The 18,950-nt window shown below is 62.1% G+C and carries 19 protein-coding genes and 1 pseudogene; 14 read left to right on the top strand and 6 right to left on the bottom strand.

Features of this window, described 5'->3' with window-relative positions; all coding sequences use genetic code 11:
- Positions 1-267: 267 nt before the first annotated feature.
- The 5 genes and pseudogenes from ACTG4X_RS20955 to ACTG4X_RS20975 all read left to right on the top strand — a co-directional run.
- Positions 268-969: pseudogene (locus ACTG4X_RS20955) on the top strand (DUF6531 domain-containing protein); the annotation flags it as partial.
- Between the two features lie 879 nt (positions 970-1,848).
- A complete protein-coding gene (locus ACTG4X_RS20960; protein WP_440534412.1) occupies positions 1,849-4,809 on the top strand; it encodes an RHS repeat-associated core domain-containing protein in 2,961 nt (986 codons plus the stop codon).
- A 22-nt stretch (positions 4,810-4,831) separates the two neighbouring features.
- Positions 4,832-5,209, top strand: coding sequence for a hypothetical protein (locus tag ACTG4X_RS20965; RefSeq protein WP_440531801.1), 378 nt, complete (start codon positions 4,832-4,834; stop codon positions 5,207-5,209).
- 92 nt (positions 5,210-5,301) lie between these two features.
- Complete coding sequence (locus ACTG4X_RS20970; RefSeq protein ID WP_440531802.1) at positions 5,302-5,682, top strand: hypothetical protein; 381 nt, start codon at positions 5,302-5,304, stop codon at positions 5,680-5,682.
- Between the two features lie 136 nt (positions 5,683-5,818).
- The gene (locus ACTG4X_RS20975) at positions 5,819-6,259 is read left to right on the top strand and encodes a hypothetical protein (RefSeq protein ID WP_440531803.1); all 441 of its coding nucleotides are present in this window, start codon (positions 5,819-5,821) and stop codon (positions 6,257-6,259) included.
- Between the two features lie 176 nt (positions 6,260-6,435).
- On the opposite strand, the gene ACTG4X_RS20980 is transcribed toward ACTG4X_RS20975, so the two are convergent.
- A complete protein-coding gene (locus ACTG4X_RS20980) occupies positions 6,436-6,618 on the bottom strand; it encodes a hypothetical protein (protein WP_440531804.1) in 183 nt (60 codons plus the stop codon).
- 161 nt (positions 6,619-6,779) lie between these two features.
- Here ACTG4X_RS20980 and ACTG4X_RS20985 point away from each other — a divergent pair, with 161 nt between their 5' ends.
- The gene (locus ACTG4X_RS20985) at positions 6,780-7,364 is read left to right on the top strand and encodes a recombinase family protein (protein ID WP_440531805.1); all 585 of its coding nucleotides are present in this window, start codon (positions 6,780-6,782) and stop codon (positions 7,362-7,364) included.
- A gap of 245 nt (positions 7,365-7,609) precedes the next feature.
- On the top strand, positions 7,610-8,209 hold the full coding sequence (locus ACTG4X_RS20990) for a hypothetical protein (RefSeq protein ID WP_440531806.1): 600 nt from the start codon (positions 7,610-7,612) through the stop codon (positions 8,207-8,209).
- A 35-nt stretch (positions 8,210-8,244) separates the two neighbouring features.
- Here ACTG4X_RS20990 and ACTG4X_RS20995 read toward each other — a convergent pair whose 3' ends face one another.
- The 3 genes from ACTG4X_RS20995 to ACTG4X_RS21005 all read right to left on the bottom strand — a co-directional run bounded on the left by ACTG4X_RS20995 (position 8,245) and on the right by ACTG4X_RS21005 (position 10,382).
- Positions 8,245-8,853: a hypothetical protein gene (locus tag ACTG4X_RS20995; protein WP_440531807.1), complete on the bottom strand. Its 609-nt coding sequence runs from the start codon at positions 8,851-8,853 to the stop codon at positions 8,245-8,247.
- Positions 8,854-9,032: 179 nt separating this feature from the next.
- A complete protein-coding gene (locus ACTG4X_RS21000) occupies positions 9,033-9,794 on the bottom strand; it encodes a hypothetical protein (protein WP_440531808.1) in 762 nt (253 codons plus the stop codon).
- Between the two features lie 9 nt (positions 9,795-9,803).
- On the bottom strand, positions 9,804-10,382 hold the full coding sequence (locus ACTG4X_RS21005; RefSeq protein ID WP_440531809.1) for a hypothetical protein: 579 nt from the start codon (positions 10,380-10,382) through the stop codon (positions 9,804-9,806).
- Positions 10,383-10,773: 391 nt separating this feature from the next.
- On the opposite strand from ACTG4X_RS21005, the gene ACTG4X_RS21010 reads away from it, so the two are divergent.
- Both ACTG4X_RS21010 and ACTG4X_RS21015 read left to right on the top strand, forming a co-directional pair.
- Entirely contained in the window at positions 10,774-11,058 is a 285-nt protein-coding gene (locus tag ACTG4X_RS21010) for a hypothetical protein (protein WP_093055786.1), read from the top strand.
- A 37-nt stretch (positions 11,059-11,095) separates the two neighbouring features.
- Positions 11,096-11,716, top strand: coding sequence for a hypothetical protein (locus ACTG4X_RS21015; RefSeq protein WP_093055784.1), 621 nt, complete (start codon positions 11,096-11,098; stop codon positions 11,714-11,716).
- Here ACTG4X_RS21015 and ACTG4X_RS21020 read toward each other — a convergent pair.
- A complete protein-coding gene (locus ACTG4X_RS21020; protein WP_440531810.1) occupies positions 11,702-12,478 on the bottom strand; it encodes a Crp/Fnr family transcriptional regulator in 777 nt (258 codons plus the stop codon). The genes ACTG4X_RS21015 and ACTG4X_RS21020 overlap by 15 nt on opposite strands.
- A 72-nt stretch (positions 12,479-12,550) precedes the next feature.
- Here ACTG4X_RS21020 and ACTG4X_RS21025 point away from each other — a divergent pair, with 72 nt between their 5' ends.
- Positions 12,551-14,797 carry a DUF6351 family protein gene (locus ACTG4X_RS21025; protein WP_440531811.1) on the top strand — a complete coding sequence of 749 codons (2,247 nt, stop codon included), beginning with the start codon at positions 12,551-12,553 and terminating at the stop codon, positions 14,795-14,797.
- Here the strand turns inward: ACTG4X_RS21025 and ACTG4X_RS21030 are convergent.
- Positions 14,794-15,702, bottom strand: a complete 909-nt coding sequence (locus tag ACTG4X_RS21030; RefSeq protein ID WP_093055778.1) for a LysR family transcriptional regulator — start codon at positions 15,700-15,702, stop codon at positions 14,794-14,796. The two genes, ACTG4X_RS21025 and ACTG4X_RS21030, sit on opposite strands and share 4 nt — an antisense overlap.
- Positions 15,703-15,813: 111 nt before the next feature.
- On the opposite strand from ACTG4X_RS21030, the gene ACTG4X_RS21035 reads away from it, so the two are divergent.
- From ACTG4X_RS21035 to ACTG4X_RS21050, 4 genes are all read left to right on the top strand, one after another.
- Positions 15,814-17,088: an SGNH/GDSL hydrolase family protein gene (locus ACTG4X_RS21035; RefSeq protein WP_440531812.1), complete on the top strand. Its 1,275-nt coding sequence runs from the start codon at positions 15,814-15,816 to the stop codon at positions 17,086-17,088.
- Between the two features lie 70 nt (positions 17,089-17,158).
- A complete protein-coding gene (locus tag ACTG4X_RS21040) occupies positions 17,159-17,356 on the top strand; it encodes a hypothetical protein (RefSeq protein ID WP_093055774.1) in 198 nt (65 codons plus the stop codon).
- On the top strand, positions 17,338-17,889 hold the full coding sequence (locus ACTG4X_RS21045) for a 2'-5' RNA ligase family protein (RefSeq protein WP_440531813.1): 552 nt from the start codon (positions 17,338-17,340) through the stop codon (positions 17,887-17,889). Before ACTG4X_RS21040 ends, ACTG4X_RS21045 begins: the two co-directional genes overlap by 19 nt.
- Positions 17,890-17,922: 33 nt before the next feature.
- Positions 17,923-18,936, top strand: coding sequence for a phosphotransferase enzyme family protein (locus ACTG4X_RS21050; protein ID WP_440531814.1), 1,014 nt, complete (start codon positions 17,923-17,925; stop codon positions 18,934-18,936).
- Positions 18,937-18,950: the final 14 nt, after the last annotated feature.

Here is an 18,950-nt window from a genome sequence, read left to right on the forward strand (position 1 = left end):
CCCGCGTGTAGTCGCTCATCGACAACAGTGCCCGGATGTGTCGCGTACTTTTTCATTCAGCGCATCAAGTAAACCCCTCGTGCCGTTGATCTGTCGTTGTTCGCATGCGGCCTTTCGGCTAATCTGAAACAACCTGTACGGAGTGCGCTGCGTGGCAGTGCACGTCGCCTGAGGGGGTGATCGCCCGTTCAAAATGCTGACCGTCGCGACCTGCGGGGATTCGTAGATGTTCAGACACGCAAACGAGAAAGAATGAGGGAGAGCGTGATGAGGTTCTTGAGGGAATTGCAATGCCTTTTTTTGCTCAACTTGACATTACCGGCTAGGAAAACGGCGAAATTTCCTGATCGCTTTTCAGGTTCGTCGTGCATCTCACTGGCAAGAGATGCGAAGGGGTTGCAAGAGATACTGGACCTCAAGTTGTGGCCGATTTTGATTTCACTCTCTTTGATTTCATTCTCCGCAACTGGTGCTTCCTGCTATAGATGGTACGCAGCAAATCAGACCGCAGAGTACTACTCCAGTGCAGAAGCCGCCTGCAAAGGGTACCTTGAAAAGCACGGGTGGAATCCCCCAGGCTATGTCTACGACCACTATGAGTCGACTTCAAACGGCACTGGGGCTGCGTGCTACCTACGGTATGGCAATAATCCACCGCCCAGTACAAATCTGTACAACGTTGCTCTTAAGAACGTAGAGCCTTGCGCAGCGAGTTCTTCCCAGGTTCCCGCTGAACCGCAGTCTTGCCGAGCGCTTGCTGGCAATCCAATTCTTCCCGCCACAGCAGAAAAGCTGCAGAGCGAGGTGGACTTCGTCGATCACGGTGCTGCGGCATTGCGGTTTGAGCGAACCTACCGGAGCACCTGGGGACAAGACACTATGCGTAGCCGCGGAGCGATGGGTGTTGCTTGGATGCACAACCACGGCGCGAAGCTCGAAAGCATTCGAGTCATTGTCACGCTGACACCTGCCGTGACTGAGGGAAATTTGATTACTGTCACCCATGCGGATGGCAACGTGCGCACCTTCATGCAAGCGATAAGTAGCCCTACTGCCGTTGCATCTGATAGTGCCGACACGCTCACCCAGACTGCCGCAGGTTCGTGGATCTATTACCGTGCGGACGACGACAGTACATTGAGCTTTGATGCAGCAGGTGCCTTACAAACAGTCGTTTCGCGGGGCGGTTGGATCACTGCATACACATACAACGGCGCAGGGCAACTCTCATCGATCAGCAATGCTCTCGGCCGAACCATCGCGTTTACCTACAACAGCGTAGGGCAGCTCGCCACCATCACAACTCCAGACGGACGGCCAATTGGCTATACCTATGACACGTCAGGACGCTTGGCATCTGTGATCTATCCAGATGGAAAGAGTCGGAGCTATCTGTATGAAAACGCGTCGTTCCCACAAGCATTAACGGGAGTTATAGATGAGACGGGTTCGCGCTTCGCGACTTTTGCATACGACAACTTAGGCCGAGCCATCAGTACGGAACATAGTGGAGGCACCAATCGCTATCAAGTCAGTTATCCGTATCAGAACGGAGCAACGATTGTGGACCCACTTGGGACCAGTCGCACGTACAGCTACGGCGTCGCCAGGGGGAAGATTTCCGTTATTTACAAATCCTTAGTTGATGGAACTGACGGCTCCGATGTTGTGAACGCGTCGCAGACTCCGGACGGATTGATAACGGGCGAATGGGATTTCAAAGGGATAGGAAAGAACACGACCTGGGATGTAGCTCGCCGCTTACCCACCACGGTTGCCCGCGCCGTTGGCACGCCAGAGGCACAGACCGTCACCACCCAATGGCACTCCACCTTCAGCTTGCCTGCATTGATCACCGAGTCTGGTCGCACCACTGTTTACACCTACGACACGCTGGGCAATGCGCTCTCAAAGACCGTCACGGATACGGCCACCAACAAAGCTCAGCTCTGGCAATGGACCTACAACACGTCGAAGCTAGTTGATACTGCCACTGAGCCCAACGGCGCAGTCACCAGCTACACCTATGACCTCCTTGGCAACGTCCTCACCAGCACCAATGCGCTAGGCCACGTCTCCAGCTACGCCTACGACACCGCCAACCGCGTGGTCAGCAGCACCGAGCCCAACGGCTTGACCACCACCTACACCTACGACGCCCGCGACCGCCTGCTGACCCAGACCGTCGGCGGCCAGACCACGGTTCTCACCTACAAGCCCTTCGGCACCGTAGAGACAGTCACGCTGCCCACCGGCCTCGTCCTGACCTACACCTACGACGCAGCCCACCGCTTAATGGGCTGGAGCAACAACCGAGGCGAGAGCGGCACCTACACCCTCGACGGCATGGGCAACCGCACTGCCGAGCAGATCAAGGACAGCGCCGGCAACGTCGCCTGGAACGTGGCCCGCACAGTCAACAACATCAACCGCCTCTCCGGCAAGACCGAAGGCCCGAACCAGTCCAACACCTTCGGCTACGACGCCAACGGAGAACTGACTAGTTCCACCAACGGCCTGAACCAGAGCACCCAGTACGGCCTGGACAGCCTGCGCCGCGTCAAGACTGTGACCGACGCGGCCAGCGCCAGCGCCACCCTCAAGTACAACGCCCTCGATGCCGTCACCGAAGCCAAGGACTTCAAGGGCGTGACCACCGCCTACACCCGCGACGCCCAAGGCAACGCGACGGCCGAGAGCAGCGCTGATACGGGTGGAGCCAGCACCCAGTACGACAACCTCGGCCTGCCCAGCCAGATCACCGACGCCCTCGGCCAGGCGACAACGATCACCCGCGATGCCCTGGGCCGCCCGACCGGTCTTGTCTTTGCCGATGGCAAGACCACCACCCTGCGCTACGACCTCACGGCCAACAGCAAGGGGTACCTGTCGGAGATCGTCGACCGCAGCGGCACCACCGAGTACACCCGCGACACCTTCGGCCGTGTGACCCTCAAGAAGCAGACTCTGGCCAACGGCAGCGTCCAGCAGGTCAGCTACGCCTACAACCCCAACGGCACGCTGGCCAGCATCGGCTACCCCAACGGGGGCGGCTCGCTCGCGCACACCTACGACAGCACCGGCCGCCTGACAGGCCTGAGCCTGAACGGCAACCCGCTGGTCACCGGCATCGCCTGGAATCCGCTGGGCCAGCCCACGGCGTGGAGCTGGGCGTTCGCCAGTCCCTCCATCGCAGCCAGCCGCACTTACGACACCGCAGGCCGGCTGACCGCCACCGAGTTCAGCGGCTACACCTACGACGCAGCCGGGCGCATCACGAGCCTCACCCAGAACCTCTGGCAGCCCGGCGATGCCGATCCCACCCACAGCACCATCGCCAATGCCAACGTCACCTGGAGCGTGGGCTACAGCGCCGTGGGGCGCATCGTGAGCTTCAACGCCACGGGCAACACCGCAGGCTTCGGCTACGACGCCAACGGCAACCGCAGCAGCAGCACCCGCGCTGTCGATGGCACGAGCACCAGCCGCACCTACACGGTGGGATCGACAAGCAACCAGCTCACGGGCTTCAGCCAGACCATCAACGGCGCGAGCAGCACGAGCGTCACCTACGGCTACAACGCCAACGGAGACATGGTGAGCGACGGCCTGCGCAGCTACACCTACGACGCCGAAGGGCGGCTTGCGGCTGCGACGACGGGAGCGACCGATGTCAGCCCGACCACGCGCTATGCGCACAACGCGCTGGGGCAGCGAGTGTTCAAGACCGAGCCGCTGTATCCGCCCAGCCAGGGCGACGAGGCCGACCCGGGCTTCATGCAGAGCCTGATCGCGTTCTTCACGAAGCTGTGGAGCCCAAGCACGACACAGGCGGAGCAACTGGGCTACGCCTACATCTACGACGAGCAGGGCACGCTGATCGCGGAGGTGGGCAGCGGGGGCACGAACAGTGCGGGGCAGAGCCAGTACATCTACCTGCCGACGGGCAATGGGCCGATGCCGGTTGCGGCGGTGATCGACGGAACGATATACGCCATCCACAGCGACCACCTGAACACCCCGAGGAAGCTGAGCAACGCAGACGGGCAAGCCGTCTGGCAGTGGGGCTACAGCGCGTTCGGGGAGGACAAGCCCACGACAGCAAAGAACCGCTTTGCCAACCTCGACACAACGCCGAATCTGGGCACAACCAGCATCTCGGAGGTGAAGTTCAACCTGCGGTATCCGGGTCAGTATGCGGATGAGGAGTCGGGGTTGTTCTACAACTACTTCAGGAGCTATCGGGCCATCGATGGTCGATACACGCAGGGTGATCCCATCGCTCTCGATGGAGGCTGGAATCGCTTTGGGTATGTCGATGCCAATCCACTGAGAGGCACCGATCCGTTTGGACTGGCCAACTCAGCAGCGACGAGATGGATGCGTCGTCCCTACACTCCGGACCCCAGCCATCACTATTCTTGGAAGGTCTTCAGGTGCATGGGGGACTGTCGAGCCCAGACAATGCGGGAGTTGCGTTGCAACCCAGCGCCTGGCGTGTATCCGAGCAGCCCGACAAAAACGGGCGATGTAAACATGGTTGGCTTTGGCCCGTTTGAGCTTGGTCAAATCACAACCGCAGTGAGCGATACCACCAACACTACGTGGAATCTAACAATGCCGGGACACCTTCTGCATCCTGGTTGGGTTCGGCGAGACGTTGTCTACGATGGAAGTGCCACTTGGATCGAGAATGAGGGTGGCGGAACTGGCTTCAATCCGTTGAATTTGAATACGATCATGGCTCCCATCGTTTGGGGCGGCCAGAATCCAGTAAAGAACACGGGAAACGGTTGTGGATGCCAATAGAGTCAAAGTGCTTCGGTTACTGATGGCCTTGGTCGTCGCACCAGCACTTCCAATTCTCTCGCTGGCGACTGTCTACTGGCTCAATACTGGGAGCAAGGCGTGGTTTCCGATCCTGCTCGTTTTTGGGTATCTTTTTTTCTTGGTACTTGGTGTTCCCATTGCCGCGATGCTCTTGAAGAAGAGAAGCCTGCGCCACTGCCTGATTGGCGGAGGCGTCGCAGCAGCAGCCCCCCTGGTGCTACTGAGTTTCCTCTCTCTTTTTTCTGCAGGGAGCGCGCTCACGAGCCAGACACTTGCTGTCGTTGGTGTGGTTTTTCTGGCGGGCTGTGTCGGTGGTGGAGTGTTCTGGCTAATCGCTTTTGCCGGGGCTCAAGAAGCTATAGCTTCGTCGCCACCGTGAACAACTAGAACAGTCAATGCTGTCAATCAAGTGCCGGTGTCGATCGGCCCCGCGCTCGACTCGCCGGGTGTGATCTCGGTTGAGGGTCTAGCATGCGTGCCCGCAACGATTACAAGGACCGCTCCATGCCACCCTCCTCGATTTCGCAGATTGACGCCGACTCGTTCAGTTTCAATGTCGCTCACGTCGCAACTATTCCATCGAGCCTGTCGACTCTTGCGAAGAGGTTCAACTTCAGCGTTACGAATGAACTTGATGACCTTCAAGAGTACGACGTTGCATACCTGAAGTTGGATGACGGATTTCGCTTCTATCTTTGCAAGTACAAGAGCGTTCCCGAGAACACGGTGGACTTGTTTTTCCCCTCACAGCTAAGTGACTGGGAGGATCGACTTGAGCAAATTTCGGCCGCCCTAAGCATCACTTCGTCCGAGCTGCTTTGGAAAAATGCAGGGTACATGAAGACCCCGTAAGAGATCGCGCAGAAAATCAGCCCTCTTCGGCCCAACTGGACAGGCCTTCGTCTCTCGCCGCCCGGGCAATCGATGGTCCCTCAGTCGTAAAGCGGTGGCGTATCCTAGCCACAGTAGCTAGATAATCTGAAATCAAATGGCCGGAATCTACTCGCTGAACACACCTCAGCGCTTGTTTGAAAAGCTGGTGCGCAGCTTCGAGGCGTTCTGCAGATCGCCATCCGAGGACGGGATTTTTGAGGTCATTTTTCCGCTGTATCACCTACGGGAATGGATCTGCCCAGGCGGCTACAGTTCATACAAGAACAAACTTGAAGCTGACCGCTCAAAAGAAGAACGTCTTCATGCGCAACTACACGTGATGCCCGAGTACGAGGTCATCCGAGAGCTCTGCAACAGCGCAAAGCACTTCAGTTCCCCGACCCTTAGTGCACGGACCGATGTGGTGCAGAACCTGAGGGCTGGACATGGAAGGGTTGGTGATTCACTGGGCATTACGCACTTCACCGTTGATGGGAAAGAAATTCGAGATTTCTTCTGGCCGGTCTATCTCGTGTACCTTGCCTACTTTGAGTGACCACAGGAGTCGGTGAGCACGCACGTTTACCACCCCTGTGAAATTCACCTAATCAGCTCAAAAACTTCCCGAAAATTCGCGACACCTCCTACGTCCGCCGCACGAAGCAAATTCCCCCATAGCCCCCCGGGGTCGTCCCAAGGACTCATCGAGACCTCCAGCCGACCGGCCGAGACCTACCGCGCAACCAAAGCCAATGCAACTCCCAGCGCCACAGCGCACGGCATTGCCACCCAAGGGAACCACGGCGCATCGATCACCGAGGGACGGTCACGTTCAACATCTAGGCCGATGCGCATGGTCTCGGCAAGGACGCGTTGGATGCTCACATCAACCTGATGCAGTTCTTCGTGTGTCATAGGCCGCATCGTAGTGGGCTCGCCGCCATTTGCCGAGGGTGTCCGAAATCGAACAGATACGGACACATTGAGCGCCCTACGCGCAGATAGTCCGTAAACAGGCTTGACGGACATTCGGACATGCAAGATGATTCGGACACCTATTCGTACATGGAGTCCTGATGTCTCGCGTCTTCCTTTATGCCCGCGTCTCAACCGCCGACCAGACCACGGACAACCAAGTCCGCGAGGTCGCTGCCGCTGGCTTCGCCGTCACGCCATTACGTACCATCTGTGAGACGGTCAGCGGGGCACAGGCCGCCATGGAGCGCCCAGGATTCACGAAGCTGCTGGAACGCATGGAACCGGGGGACGTTCTGGTGGTGACGAAGCTGGACCGCCTAGGGCGGAATGCCATGGACGTTCGCTCAACGGTGGACACACTCGCAGCCGCTGGCATCAAGGTGCATTGCCTCGCACTGGGTGGCGTAGACCTGACCTCCCCTGCTGGCCGCATGACCATGGGTGTCATCGCCGCTGTGGCGGAGTTTGAGCGGGACTTGATCGTTGAGCGGACTCAAGCGGGCCTGGAGCGTGCCAAAGCCGCTGGGGTTTCTCTGGGTCGCCCTACGACCTTTGCAGACGCCCAGGCCGAAAGCATCCGCGCCCGCTTGGCTGATGGCAAGACAACCGTTGCGGCGCTGGCACGTGAGCTAGGCACCAGCCGCCAAACCATCATGCGTGTCAGGGATGCAGCCGCCGCCTGAGTCTCCGCACATCGCCAGAAAACCAAGGGACCTTCGGGTCCCTTTTATTGGCCTGAACGGAGCCCGCAATCGGCTTCAGAGGACCTCTGGGGCTACGTTGTGCCGTGGGGCCATCCGCAGTCACGGAGCGGCCTCCATGGGCCTATGCGGGCCTGCGCGGCCTATCCCCTTTTCCGCTTGCATGCACCCTCGCATGCATCTTCGGACCACTGGGTTTTACCCGGGTCTTATCAACTCATCATTCCATGGCCCGCTTCGCCCCCATACACCTCGAAGCCGACACCCGGCTTCACCGTAAGCATCCCGATGTCCTCCCGAGTCATCGTAGGTGCGCAACATGCCGACAAATCAAGCCTCTGACGACCGACTACTTCTATCCCTGCCGCAGTTCGCATCCGTGGCAGCTCTCCAGCTTCGACACTCGTTGCAAGGACTGCATCCTGGAGGCCGCCAAGGCTCGCAGGCTAGCCGACAAAGCCAAGTACAGCGCCCTGTCTTCTAAGTCGCAGAAGGCCAAGCGCAGCGCCATCAAGGCCGCTGGGGGTCCTGAGGCATACGCAGCCCAGCAAGCTGCCCTCGTGCAGAAGCTGGCCGCCGCTCGTACCCGCAAAGAGCAATTGGCAGCCTTAAGGCGCGGTCTACGGCGCAAGTACGGGCCGCGTCCTGACGGGATCAAACTGATGATCGCTGAGCGAAGCCGCATGTATGCCGAGCGAAGGTGGCGCAGCTCCGAGGAACCCAAGGAATTCCGCAGGCCTGTGCAGGCAAACTCCGATCTAGAGTCCATTCGGGCACGACATCGGGCCGAACTGGCACAGCGCGACAGCGAACGAGGCTCCGCTTAGCGCCGGTCTAGACGGGATCGCCAGCTACCGTGCGGTCACTGCTTCGAATCGGCTAGCTGTCCAATCCGCTTTGCAATGGCTTCCGCCGCCACGGTCATCTTTTTCAACGCAGCGAGTTGGGGACTCTCAGCAACTGAGTGCCCTTTGAAGGACTCCAAGTCAATCAAGGAGGTCTCAGTGAACTCTTGGCCTTCGAAGGTATACCGCGCTGTCACACTGAATCGAGGCGGGCTTCGCTCAGGGTTCTCGAAGACGCTCCAACCAACCCCAAGCAGAAGCTTGATCTCCACATGAGGGGCTATCGAGTCGGTCTGCCCAGTAAAAACAGGAAGCTCACGAATGTTCCGCCCGCCTGCCTCGCCATTGAATAGAAAGTCTCGGTCCATCGTTAGCCTCACCCGCTGTGCTGCACTTGACCCAGTGTTGCGAATAATCAGAGTAAGGATCGGTTGCTCTGTGCCAGGGGTAGCCGCTATGTCCAAATAGGGTCGGCGGGCCGCGAACATCTGTTCTTTATTGGCCGCCAGCGTCTCGCGGGTCGCCCTTAGGATGAGAAAAGTCGCAATGCACACGGCCAAGGACACCAGCATGCCTAGGCCAGAAATGATGGCTATTAGTAGGTTAATTTTGTCGGAGGCGGTCATGTTCGCAGCATAGACGGGTTCCACGTGCGTGCGCGTTCGGCTTCGCGCCGTGAGCGGTACGACGCACTGCGCTTCATGTCGCCCCAGAGTGTTCGGCGCAGTCCTAGTCGCCTACATCGCGGCCGGTGAGGCCGATGCTACAGTTCCCCGTACTTGGAAGCCCCCTAAAAGCATCAAGATCAAGAGGCCCCTGTTGTGGATAAGCCCCCACGCTTTGCGACGTGCTCCTTCGCTAGCGCGAGTTGCTCCTTCACCCAAGAAGGTGCGTATACCTCGAACTGCACTTGATTCGGGTCTCGCAGTTCAAACTTAGGTTCGATGACGTGTGCGCCTAGCTTGGTGGCGGCGTCAAGCGTCAACTTAGCAACTCGTTCCCAGGCTTGCGCCGCGAGTTGCGTAAGCTCTTGATCGGGTACTTGTTCGAGCCGCCACTCGCGCTGGACACACGTGTACTCGCCACCCCCATCTTCTTCGGTGTAAAGGATTCCAAGGAAATCCATGTCCTTCGCAACGTGATGGATGTACCTGAGGATCGCCGCTTCGCTGTCTGCCAAGGGATCGATCGGCAAACCTAGACCAATCTTCAGTCCGCGCCCCCGCGTGTATCCGACTGAGCCCTTGCTGGCCGGCTTGAGCATCGACTTGTGGACCACTACGTCACGCTGCTTGAACAGTAGCGAGATCAGGGGTTCCTGCGAAAGCGCAAGCTTTTCCGCTTTAAGCCACGCCGACACATCAGGGCGCTGCTGAACCTCCATGGTCACGAGCTGGACTACCTCCTTCAGCGCTCTGAGAAATGAATTCAACGACCAACGGAAGCGGTCTGCTTGATGATAGTGGTCCTCCATCATCCGTATGAACCACGCAGCCTCCTCCAGTCGGTCGAGCGAAGATTCAAGCGATCTGAGGATCGCGCGATTCGAGCAATCTTCGGGCACCATGTTGTCCACCTATGACAGTTCGCCGCCCGCGCCGCGCTGCGTCCCAATCCGCAGAAGCTCTTCATGCGATTGGATGAACGCGGGCACTTTGGCATTGATTGCCTGAGCATCTTGCTTGACCCAATCAGCCAGGTTCTCAGGGTCCATTTCACGCGGTATCACCGTCACGTACGCGCCCTTTGGGATTGTTCCGCGTGCGATCTCTTGGGCAAGTTCGGATGCAGCCCGGACGAAGGCAACCCGCTTTCCTTCAAGGGCCTTGTCGTTGAAAGAATGTGCAGCATCGCCCCAGATGGCATCTACGGTGTACAGCGGATCGACTCCGGCCTTACGAAACGGCAGGAGGAAGTCGTGTGACCGGAACACGGGTATCAGCGAGCTATCGGCGAACAGCGATTTGAACTCGGCGAAGAGCCGGTGATCGTGTGGCGTAAGTGTCGGCTTCCGGAACTCGACCACCGTTGTCAGCACAAAGACAGCCCCGGCAAAGCCCGCGAAGGCGTCGAATCGGCCCGGCACACCATACGACCACAGGCCGTAGAAGACTACTGCGAGGATGGCGCTAACGAGCCTTACGATCTGCAACATCCGCTTATGTTAGCCGTGACTTTTGCGTTTCTTCGCCTTCACGGCGTAACCTGACATCCCGCCGACACTTCCACGCCAGCCGGCTTCTAGGCCGCGCCTCCTCCTCCATACTCGCGTGGCCCGCCATCCGGGTGCTACATTCGAGGTTCGCCCGTGTGTACCAGCCCGGTGTACCGCACACGACGATGTCTTCATTTCCCCAATGAAGCGTGAGTAGGCCGATGGGTTCGATTCCCTTCACCCGCTCCAACAGCTCCCGCGAATTCCTGCGTGTCTTCCTTCAGGCACCTGCCGTACTGCGCCCGGCACCAGCAAGACCGTGTCGAAACGGTCGGGGCGCTGTGGCAAAGGTGCCTCCATACGGCCTTTGCGATCACGTAGCATCCGGCCCATGAGCTACACCGTGAAACTGGTCGACTTTCCCGACGCTCCGGCCGACGTCATCGCCACTGCGGAGTCGCGCTTCCGCCGCGAACTCGACAAGCTGCTGGGCGAGAGCGTCGAAGCCGCGCTGAAGGCATTCGAGAACGCCAGCGAGTCCAGCGCCGACGAACTCAGCAAGGACGAACTTGCGCTGGCCGCCACCTGGGCCAAGGCCTACGAAACCGCCAAGACTGCCGGCTTTCGCGCACTCGGCGAAGCCGACGAGGCCTACTTCGAGATCCGCCTCGACTGACCTGCCCGTTCTTTCCCCTCGACTCCAGGACCAGCCCATGAAACTGCTGTTCGCCCTGCTTCTCTGCGCCCTGCTCTGCGCCTGCGCGAGCGCACCGAACACGGCGCCGGCCGCAGGAACAACGGCCGCAACGCCGCCCGCCGCCGAGTCGGCACCGGCCCCGCCCACGGGCGTGCAGTGGCGCTACATCAACTCCAAGTCTTACGAGGCACTGAATGCGGGCCTCGGCAACAGTCACCGCTTCGAGAGCAGCGTCGGCTGGATCGATGTCTACGTGTACGACATGAAGCGCGCCTGGCAACCAGGCGTGGACGACCCGCAATTCGACGAGCACTTCAAGAGCACCATCGCCGAGGTGCAGCGAGCCACCGCCCAGGGCATGTACGCAAGCGCCAGGATCGGCCCCACGCGCGACGTGCGCATCGAAGGGCTGACCTTCCGCACGGTCTCGTTCCGCCTCGTGCATGCAAAGGACGCCAAGGCCTACGACTCGTTCACATACCTCGCGGTGCGCAACGGCAAGCTGCTGAAGTACCGCATGTCCTTCAACGCGCCGGCGCCGGCCAACGTGGAAGCCATTGCGCGCGAGTTCATCGAGCGCAATGTGCGCACCGGCCCCGACACGCCAGTCGGCACGCGCCAGCTACGCAGCACCTGACGGGCGCAGCGGCAAGACGCCTTCTGCCTTGTAGCCGCGCAAGCCGCCAAGATCGAGCACCGTCAGCCCGCGCTTTTCGAGGCGGATGAGTCCCAGCGCCTGAAGGCGCTGCAGCGCAACATTCACGCGCTGCCTCGATACGTTCGCGAGCAATCCGATCTCTGTCTGCCCCACTTCCAGGAAGCGCGGCGCATCGGGATACAGATCGGGATTGAACAGGCTCGCCAGGCAGTTCGCAACGCGGGCGTCGGTGTCGAGCAGGCGCTCATGCTCCAGCGCGCCGATGAAGAGACTGAGCCGCGCGTTGAGCAGTTCCTGCAGATAGTGGTTGAACGGCACGCTGGTGCCGCGCAGCCATTCGAAGGTGCGCCGGGGCATCAGCGCCACGCGCGTGGGTCGCAGCGCGAACACGTCGTAGCGGCGCGCCTCGTGCTTGAACAACGAACCTTCGCCGAACCACAGGCCGGCCGACACGCCCGTGAGCGTCGAAACGCGTCCGTCTTCGGATGCGACCGACATCTTTGCGAAGCCATCGATCAGCGCCATCCAGTGCTCGACCGGCTCGCCGGCGCGCGCAATGCAGCCGCCGCGCGCGAACTGCCGTTCCTGCATGCTGCCGAGCACGTGTTCGAGGTCAACCGGCGACAGGGCCGACGCCCATTTGGAGCGCCGCACCGTCTCTTCCAGCACCTGCGCAGCGGAGGAAGAAGAAAAAGGCTCGCTGGGTGAATCAGGGATTACCTGTAGCAATTCGCGCGTCATGTGTCGTCGCAACGACCGCGCCCCGGAACGTCCATTCGTATTCTTTCAAGACATACAACACAGGAGACGTCCATGTTCGCTACACCCCGTCGCCCGCACAAGCGGGTTTTTCCGTGGCCGCGCCGGCCCCGCGCCCTTGCCGCGGGTCTCGCCATGGCAGGAGCTCTGCTCGTCGCGGGATGCGGCGGAGGCTCCGACGGCGGATCGGGGTTTTCGTTCATTCCCGGCGCCAGCCCACCGCCCGCGACGCAGACGCCGGCCGCGTTCCAGGTGAAGACGCTCTCGTCGTCGCCCGACATGGTCAGCGGCGGCGACTCGCCGATCGAAATCACCGCGCCAGTTGGCGTGGCGCTCGACAAGGTTCGCGTGAGCCTGAACGGCAAGGACGTGAGTTCGCAGGTGCCGGTGGCCGACAGCACGGCCCGCGTGCTGCGCGGCCTCGTCACCGGGCTCACGACGGGCGCTTCCAGCACCACGGGCAGCAGCAACACGCTGGTGGTCAGCAACGCCGACAACACCGCGCAGCGCACCGAGACGAAGCTGGTCAACTACCCCATCACCGGGCCCATTCTTTCGGGCCCGCACATCTCGCCTTATGAATGCCGCACGGTGCAGAACGGCCTGGGTTCGCCGCTCGACGCCGACTGCTCGGCCGCGACGCAGGTGGTCTGGTACTACCGCAGCACCTCCAATACTTTCAAACCGCTTTCAGACCCCACGGGCACGCGCCCCGCTGACCTCGCGACCACCACCACCAACGACGGCAACACCGTGCCCTACATCGTGCGTGTGGAGTCGGGCACCATCAACCGCGGCGTGTACCGGCTCGCGGTGCTCGACAACCCGACCAAGGACGCACCCGCCACCTGGAAGCCCGGCGCGGGCTGGAACAAGAAGCTCGTCGTGTACTTCGACTGCTGCGGCTCCGCCCAGTACAACCAGGGCGTGCATCCCATCGAGACGATCCTCGGCGATGTGGGCCACATCCAGCTGTCGCGCGGCTTCGCCTTCATGAACTCGACCGAGCTCTGGAACAACCAGCACGCCAACCCACACCTGCAGGGCGAGACGCTGATGATGCTGAAGGAGCACGTCATCGAAGAATTCGGCGCCGTGCCCAAGTGGACGGTCGGCTTCGGCGGCTCGGGCGGCGCCATCCAGCAGTACCTGATCGCGCAGCTCTACCCGGGCCTGCTCGACGGCATTCAGCCCATCGTGTCCTTCCCCGAGACGCTCATGCCCGAGGTAATGGAGTGCCGGCTGCTCAACAACGTCTACAAGCTCGACACCACCACCTGGACCACGGCCAAGCAGAACGCGGTGAACGGCTTCAACACCAACACCTGCACGAGCTGGGACCTGTCCTTCGCGAGCATCATCAAGTCCGACAACGCCGTGGGCTGCGGCTTTCTCGAACCGGCCAACGTGTCGAACGTGTTCAACCGCACGACCAACCCCAACGGCATCCGCTGCGACCTGTTCCAGACCAACGTGAACCTGCTCGGCAAGCGCGCCGGCACGCAGGAGGCGCGGCGCCCCATCGACAACGTCGGCGTGCAGTACGGCCTGGCCGCGCTGAACAGCGGCGCGATCTCGGTGACGGAGTTCCTCGATCTGAACGAGAAGGTCGGAGGCTACGACGGCGACGGCAACACGCAGGCCGCGCGCTCCGTGGCAGACCCCGATGCGCTGAAGCTCACCTACGCGGGCGGCTTCAAGAACAGTTTCAAGGGGCCGGGCCTTGCGAACATTCCGATCATCACGCAGCGCGGCAATGCCGATGCGGTGGGCGACATCCACGACACGATGCAGGACCTGATCATCCGGGCCCGCCTGCAGCGCGCCAACGGCCGCAGCGACAACCAGATCATCTGGACGCTGGGATCGAAGTCGCCCGTCGACTACATGTCGGCCTCGCTCGACCTCATCAACAAGTGGCTGGACAACATGGCCGCCGACACGGCTGCACCGTCCATCGACAAGGTGGTGCGCAACAAGCCCGTTGGCGCGAACGATGCCTGCTGGGACGCGAGCGGCACGCGCATCGACGAAGCCGCGTCGACCAATCCGGCGGCCAGCTGCAACGTGGTGTACCCGCGCTTCAGCACGCCGCGCCTCGTTGCCGGAACGCCGCTGGTGAACGACGTGCTCAAGTGCCAGCTGAAGCCGGTGAATGCGGCTGACTACTCGGTGACCATTGCGGGCGCCGACCTGACGCGCCTGCAGACCATCTTCCCGAGCGGCGTGTGCGACTGGAGCAAGCCGGGCGCGGGCCAGGAGGCGCTGCGGGGCACCTTCTTGCGGCTGCCGCTGGACTAGCGCGTAACCGGGCGGGAGGCGCCCGGCAGCTTCGCCACCCGCTCGGCCAGGAAGTCCACCAGCACGCGCACGCGCAGCGGCTGGTGGCGGCGCGGGGCATACAGCAGGTGCACCTCCTGCGCCGGGCCGGTGTGGCGGCCGAGCAGGCGCACCAGTCGGCCTTGTTCGAGCAGGTCGGCCACCATCCAGGTGGGCTGCAACGAGATGCCGGCGCCGCCGAGCACGCTGTCGAGCAGAGCCACCGCGTTGTTCACCCGATAACGGCTGCGCACCGGCACGGTGACGGGGCCATCGGGGCCTTGAAGCAACACGCCGTCGTCGCCCGCCGCATAGCGCAGGTAGTCGTGCGCCAGCAGGTCCTGAGGCTTGCGCGGCTTGCCGCGTGCCGCGATGTAGTCCGGTGAAGCGACCAGCACGCGCGGCCACGTGCCCAGGTGGCGCGCGACCAAGTCGGGCGGCAAGGCGCCGCCGACGCGCAGAGAGACGTCGATGCGCTCCTCCAGCGGATCGACGAAGCGGTCGTCGAGCACCAGCTCCAGCTCGATGTCCGGGTACAGGCCCAGGAACTCCACCGCCATCGCGTTGAGATGCCGCTGGCCCATGGTCACCGGCGCACTCATGCGCAGCAGGCCGCGCGGCTGCTGGATGCCTTCGCGCACGTCGGACACCGCGTCGCCGTAGTCCTCCAGCATGCGCCGCGCGCGCTCGTGAAAGCGCTGGCCTTCCTCGGTCAGGCTCAGGCCTGCTGCGGTGCGCCGCAGCAGGCGCACACCGAGCGAACGCTCCAGCCCCGCGACCAGCTTGCTGACGGTGGGCTGCGTGGTGTCGAGCGCGCGGGCCGCGCCCGACAGGCTGCCCAGCTCCACGCTGTGCACGAAGGCTTCGAGGGCGCGCAGGGTGTCCATGGTGTATTCGTATTTGGAATGGTCTGGATGCCATTCTGCCGTCTACCCATCCGGATACGCATGAAAGAAAGTCGGGGCCTTGCTTCAGCTTTCATCCAAGGACCCCTTCTCATGACCACATCGACACTCGCATCGATCCTGCGCCACGGCGCCCTCGCGCTCACCCTGGCCGCCACAGCCGCAACTTCAACAGCAGAACCGGCGGCCTACTGGAGCCCCAGCTGGATGGCCAGCACGCAACCCATCTGGAACGGCGACTTCGTGCTGCCCACCGGCCTGCCCTTCCAGTTCAACCGGCAGACCGTGCGCCAGGTGGCCCGGCTGAGCATCGGCGGGTCGCGGCTGCGCGTGGTGATCAGCAACGAAGGCGGGGTGGCGCCGCTGTACATCGGCGCAGCGCGCGTGGCCCGGCATGCCGAAGGCTCCGCGGTGGTCGAGGGCAGCGACCGGCCGCTGCGCTTCGGCGGGCAGGCCGACGTCACCATCCCGCCCGGCGCGCGGCTGGTCAGCGACCCGGTGGACATCGCCATGCCCGCTCTCGGCGAGGTTGCGGTGTCGCTTTATCTGCCGCGGCCGAGCCAGCCCGCGGGCTTTCACTTCGATGCGCGGCAGATCGCCTACGTGGCCGATGGCGACCTGACCAACGCCGAGCGCCTGCCAGCAGCGGCAACGCAATGGAGCACCCGTGTCTACGTCAGCGGCCTGATCGTCGAGACACCCCAGCCACCAACCACCGTCGTCACCCTCGGCGATTCGCTGACCGATGGCAACGGCTCCACGCCCGGCGCCAACACCCGCTGGCCCGACGCGCTGGCCGAGCGGCTGGTGGGACGCAATGTCGCGGTGCTCAACGCCGGTATCTCCGGCGGCCGCCTGCTGAAGGATGGCATGGGCCGCGCCGGCCTGGAGCGCGCGGGCCGCGATGTGTTCGCCCAGCCGGGCGTGCGCGCCATGATCGTGCTGCTGGGCACCAACGACATCGGCTGGCCCGGCGGCCCGTTCGCACCGAACGAACCCGCCGTGCGCGCGGAAGCCGTCATCCAGGGCCTGCGGCAGCTGGCGGAGATGGCCCATGCCCACAACGTGCGCATCATGGCCGGCACCATCGCGCCGACCGAACGCGCTCTGGAGGGCACACCGCTCGAAGGCCACTACTCGCCTGAGAAGGACAAGGTGCGCCAGGCCGTGAACCGCTGGATCCGCGAAGGCGGCGCGTTCGACGCCGTGGTCGACTTCGACGCGGTGTTGCGCGACCCGGCCCGGCCCTCGCGGCTGAAGGCGGCGATGGACTCGGGCGACCACTTGCATCCGGGCGATGCGGGTTACAGGGCGATGGCAGCGGCTGTCGACCTGGATGCTCTGCTGGGCACGCCTGCTCGACCCTGAAAATACTGTACATAAATACAGTATTTCTCTAAAATTCGTCGTCTCCAAGAACAACTTCGAGGCGACGCCGATGACCACCGCCAATCCGCCTGCGCCCACTGCGCAGGTTCTTTTTTTCTCCAGGTTGCACCAGTTGCAGCCCCGCTCCCACACAGGCCGGATCTCGACCTGGCCTTTCAAAGTGACCCGTGACAAGGGAGACATTCGCGTGCAGGCAGCGCGCGTCATCCGCACGACGGCCGAGAGCTGGTGGCCGCCTGGATCCTGAAGAAGCGCCCGATGGCCGAGTCCAATAAGCTTCTCGTCGGACTCTTTCCCGCCAGGGAAGTGCAAGCTGAAATAGAGGCGCACCGCAAGAACTGGTGGTGGCCCAGAGGCTGCTCCTTTCCGCCCGTAGACCGCCTGCACCTGACGCTCCAGTACCTCCCCGATCAGCAGGGCAACGCCGAGCAACGTCTGCGCGCCGCGCTTGCCGAAGTGTCGATGCAGCCACTGCAACTCACGCTCGACCGCTCCTGCACATGGTCGAACGACGCCTCGGTAGTGCAACCGTCGGAGCATGAAGATTTGCGGCGCCTTCAGTACGACATCAGCCGTGCGCTGGTGCGAGCCGGCTTTTCCCTCGATGTCCATGTCCGTGGATGGACGCCGCACGTCACGATCGCACGGGACGCCGAACGCGCAGCAAGGCCCACTTCCCTGAAGCCCATCCGCTGGACGGCAACAGAGTTCCAACTGGTCCGCTCGCACTTCACGTATCCGTTTCGCCACGAACCCCTCGGCTCCTATCCTCTGCACTGAGGTGCGGCATTCGTCCGGCGCTACAGTGGCCGCATGCTGACGCCCCCCGACCTGTCGCGCGAAACCGTCGCGCAATACCTCGCCGATGCCTACGGCCTGCACGACGCCCGCATCGAATTCCTGCCCCTCGGCGCGGATGTGAACTCCGCCGTCTTTCGCATCAATGCGAGTGACGGCGCCGCGTACTTCCTCAAGCTGCGCAGAGGCGATTTCGACCAGCCGGTCGTCTCAGTCCCTGCCTTCCTTCACCACGAGCAAGGCATCGAAGCAGTGATGGCACCGTTGCCCACAATGAGCCGGCAACTCAGCGCGCAAGACCACGGCTTCGACTGGGCGCTCTATCCCTTCTTCGACGGCAAGAACGGTTTCGAACGCACATTGACGAACCGCCAATGGACCGCGCTCGGCACCGCATTGGGCGCGATCCATCGCACCGAACTACCCGAAGCGCTGTCGGCCGGTCTTCCCAAAGAGCACTACGCCCACCACTGGCGTGAAGGCGTCCGCCGCTACCAGCGCCGGTTCATCAACGGCGTGAAGGGCGACGACATCGTCAAGCGCTTCCTCGCCTTCTGGGAGGAGCATGCGGAAGAGATCGACACCGTCGTCTATCGCAGCGAACAGCTCGCCTCCATCCTGCTCGAACGCCCGCCGCAGCTGGTGCTGTGCCACTCCGATCTCCACGCGGGCAATGTCCTCGTCGGCGACAACGACCGCATTTCCATCGTCGACTGGGACACGCTCATCTTCGCCCCGAAAGAGCGCGACCTGATGTTCATCGGCGGTGGCGTCGGCCACGTGTGGAACCAGCCGCAGGAAGAAGCGCTGTTCTACGAAGGCTACGGACTTAAAGACATCGACCTGGTCGCCCTCGCCTACTACCGCTACGAACGCATCGCAAAAGACGTGCTCGAGTTCTGCGACCAGATGTTCGATGCCACGGCCAGTGCTGAAGACCGCGAAGAAGGCCTGCGCCAGATGCAGAGCCAGTTCCTGCCCGGCGACGTCGTCGCCATCGCGCACCGGAGCTACGACGACATCACCTGACCCGGCCCGAGGTC

Origin of the sequence: Variovorax sp. YR566 (assembly GCF_051992195.1) — a bacterium.
Classification (GTDB): Bacteria; Pseudomonadota; Gammaproteobacteria; order Burkholderiales; family Burkholderiaceae_C; genus Variovorax.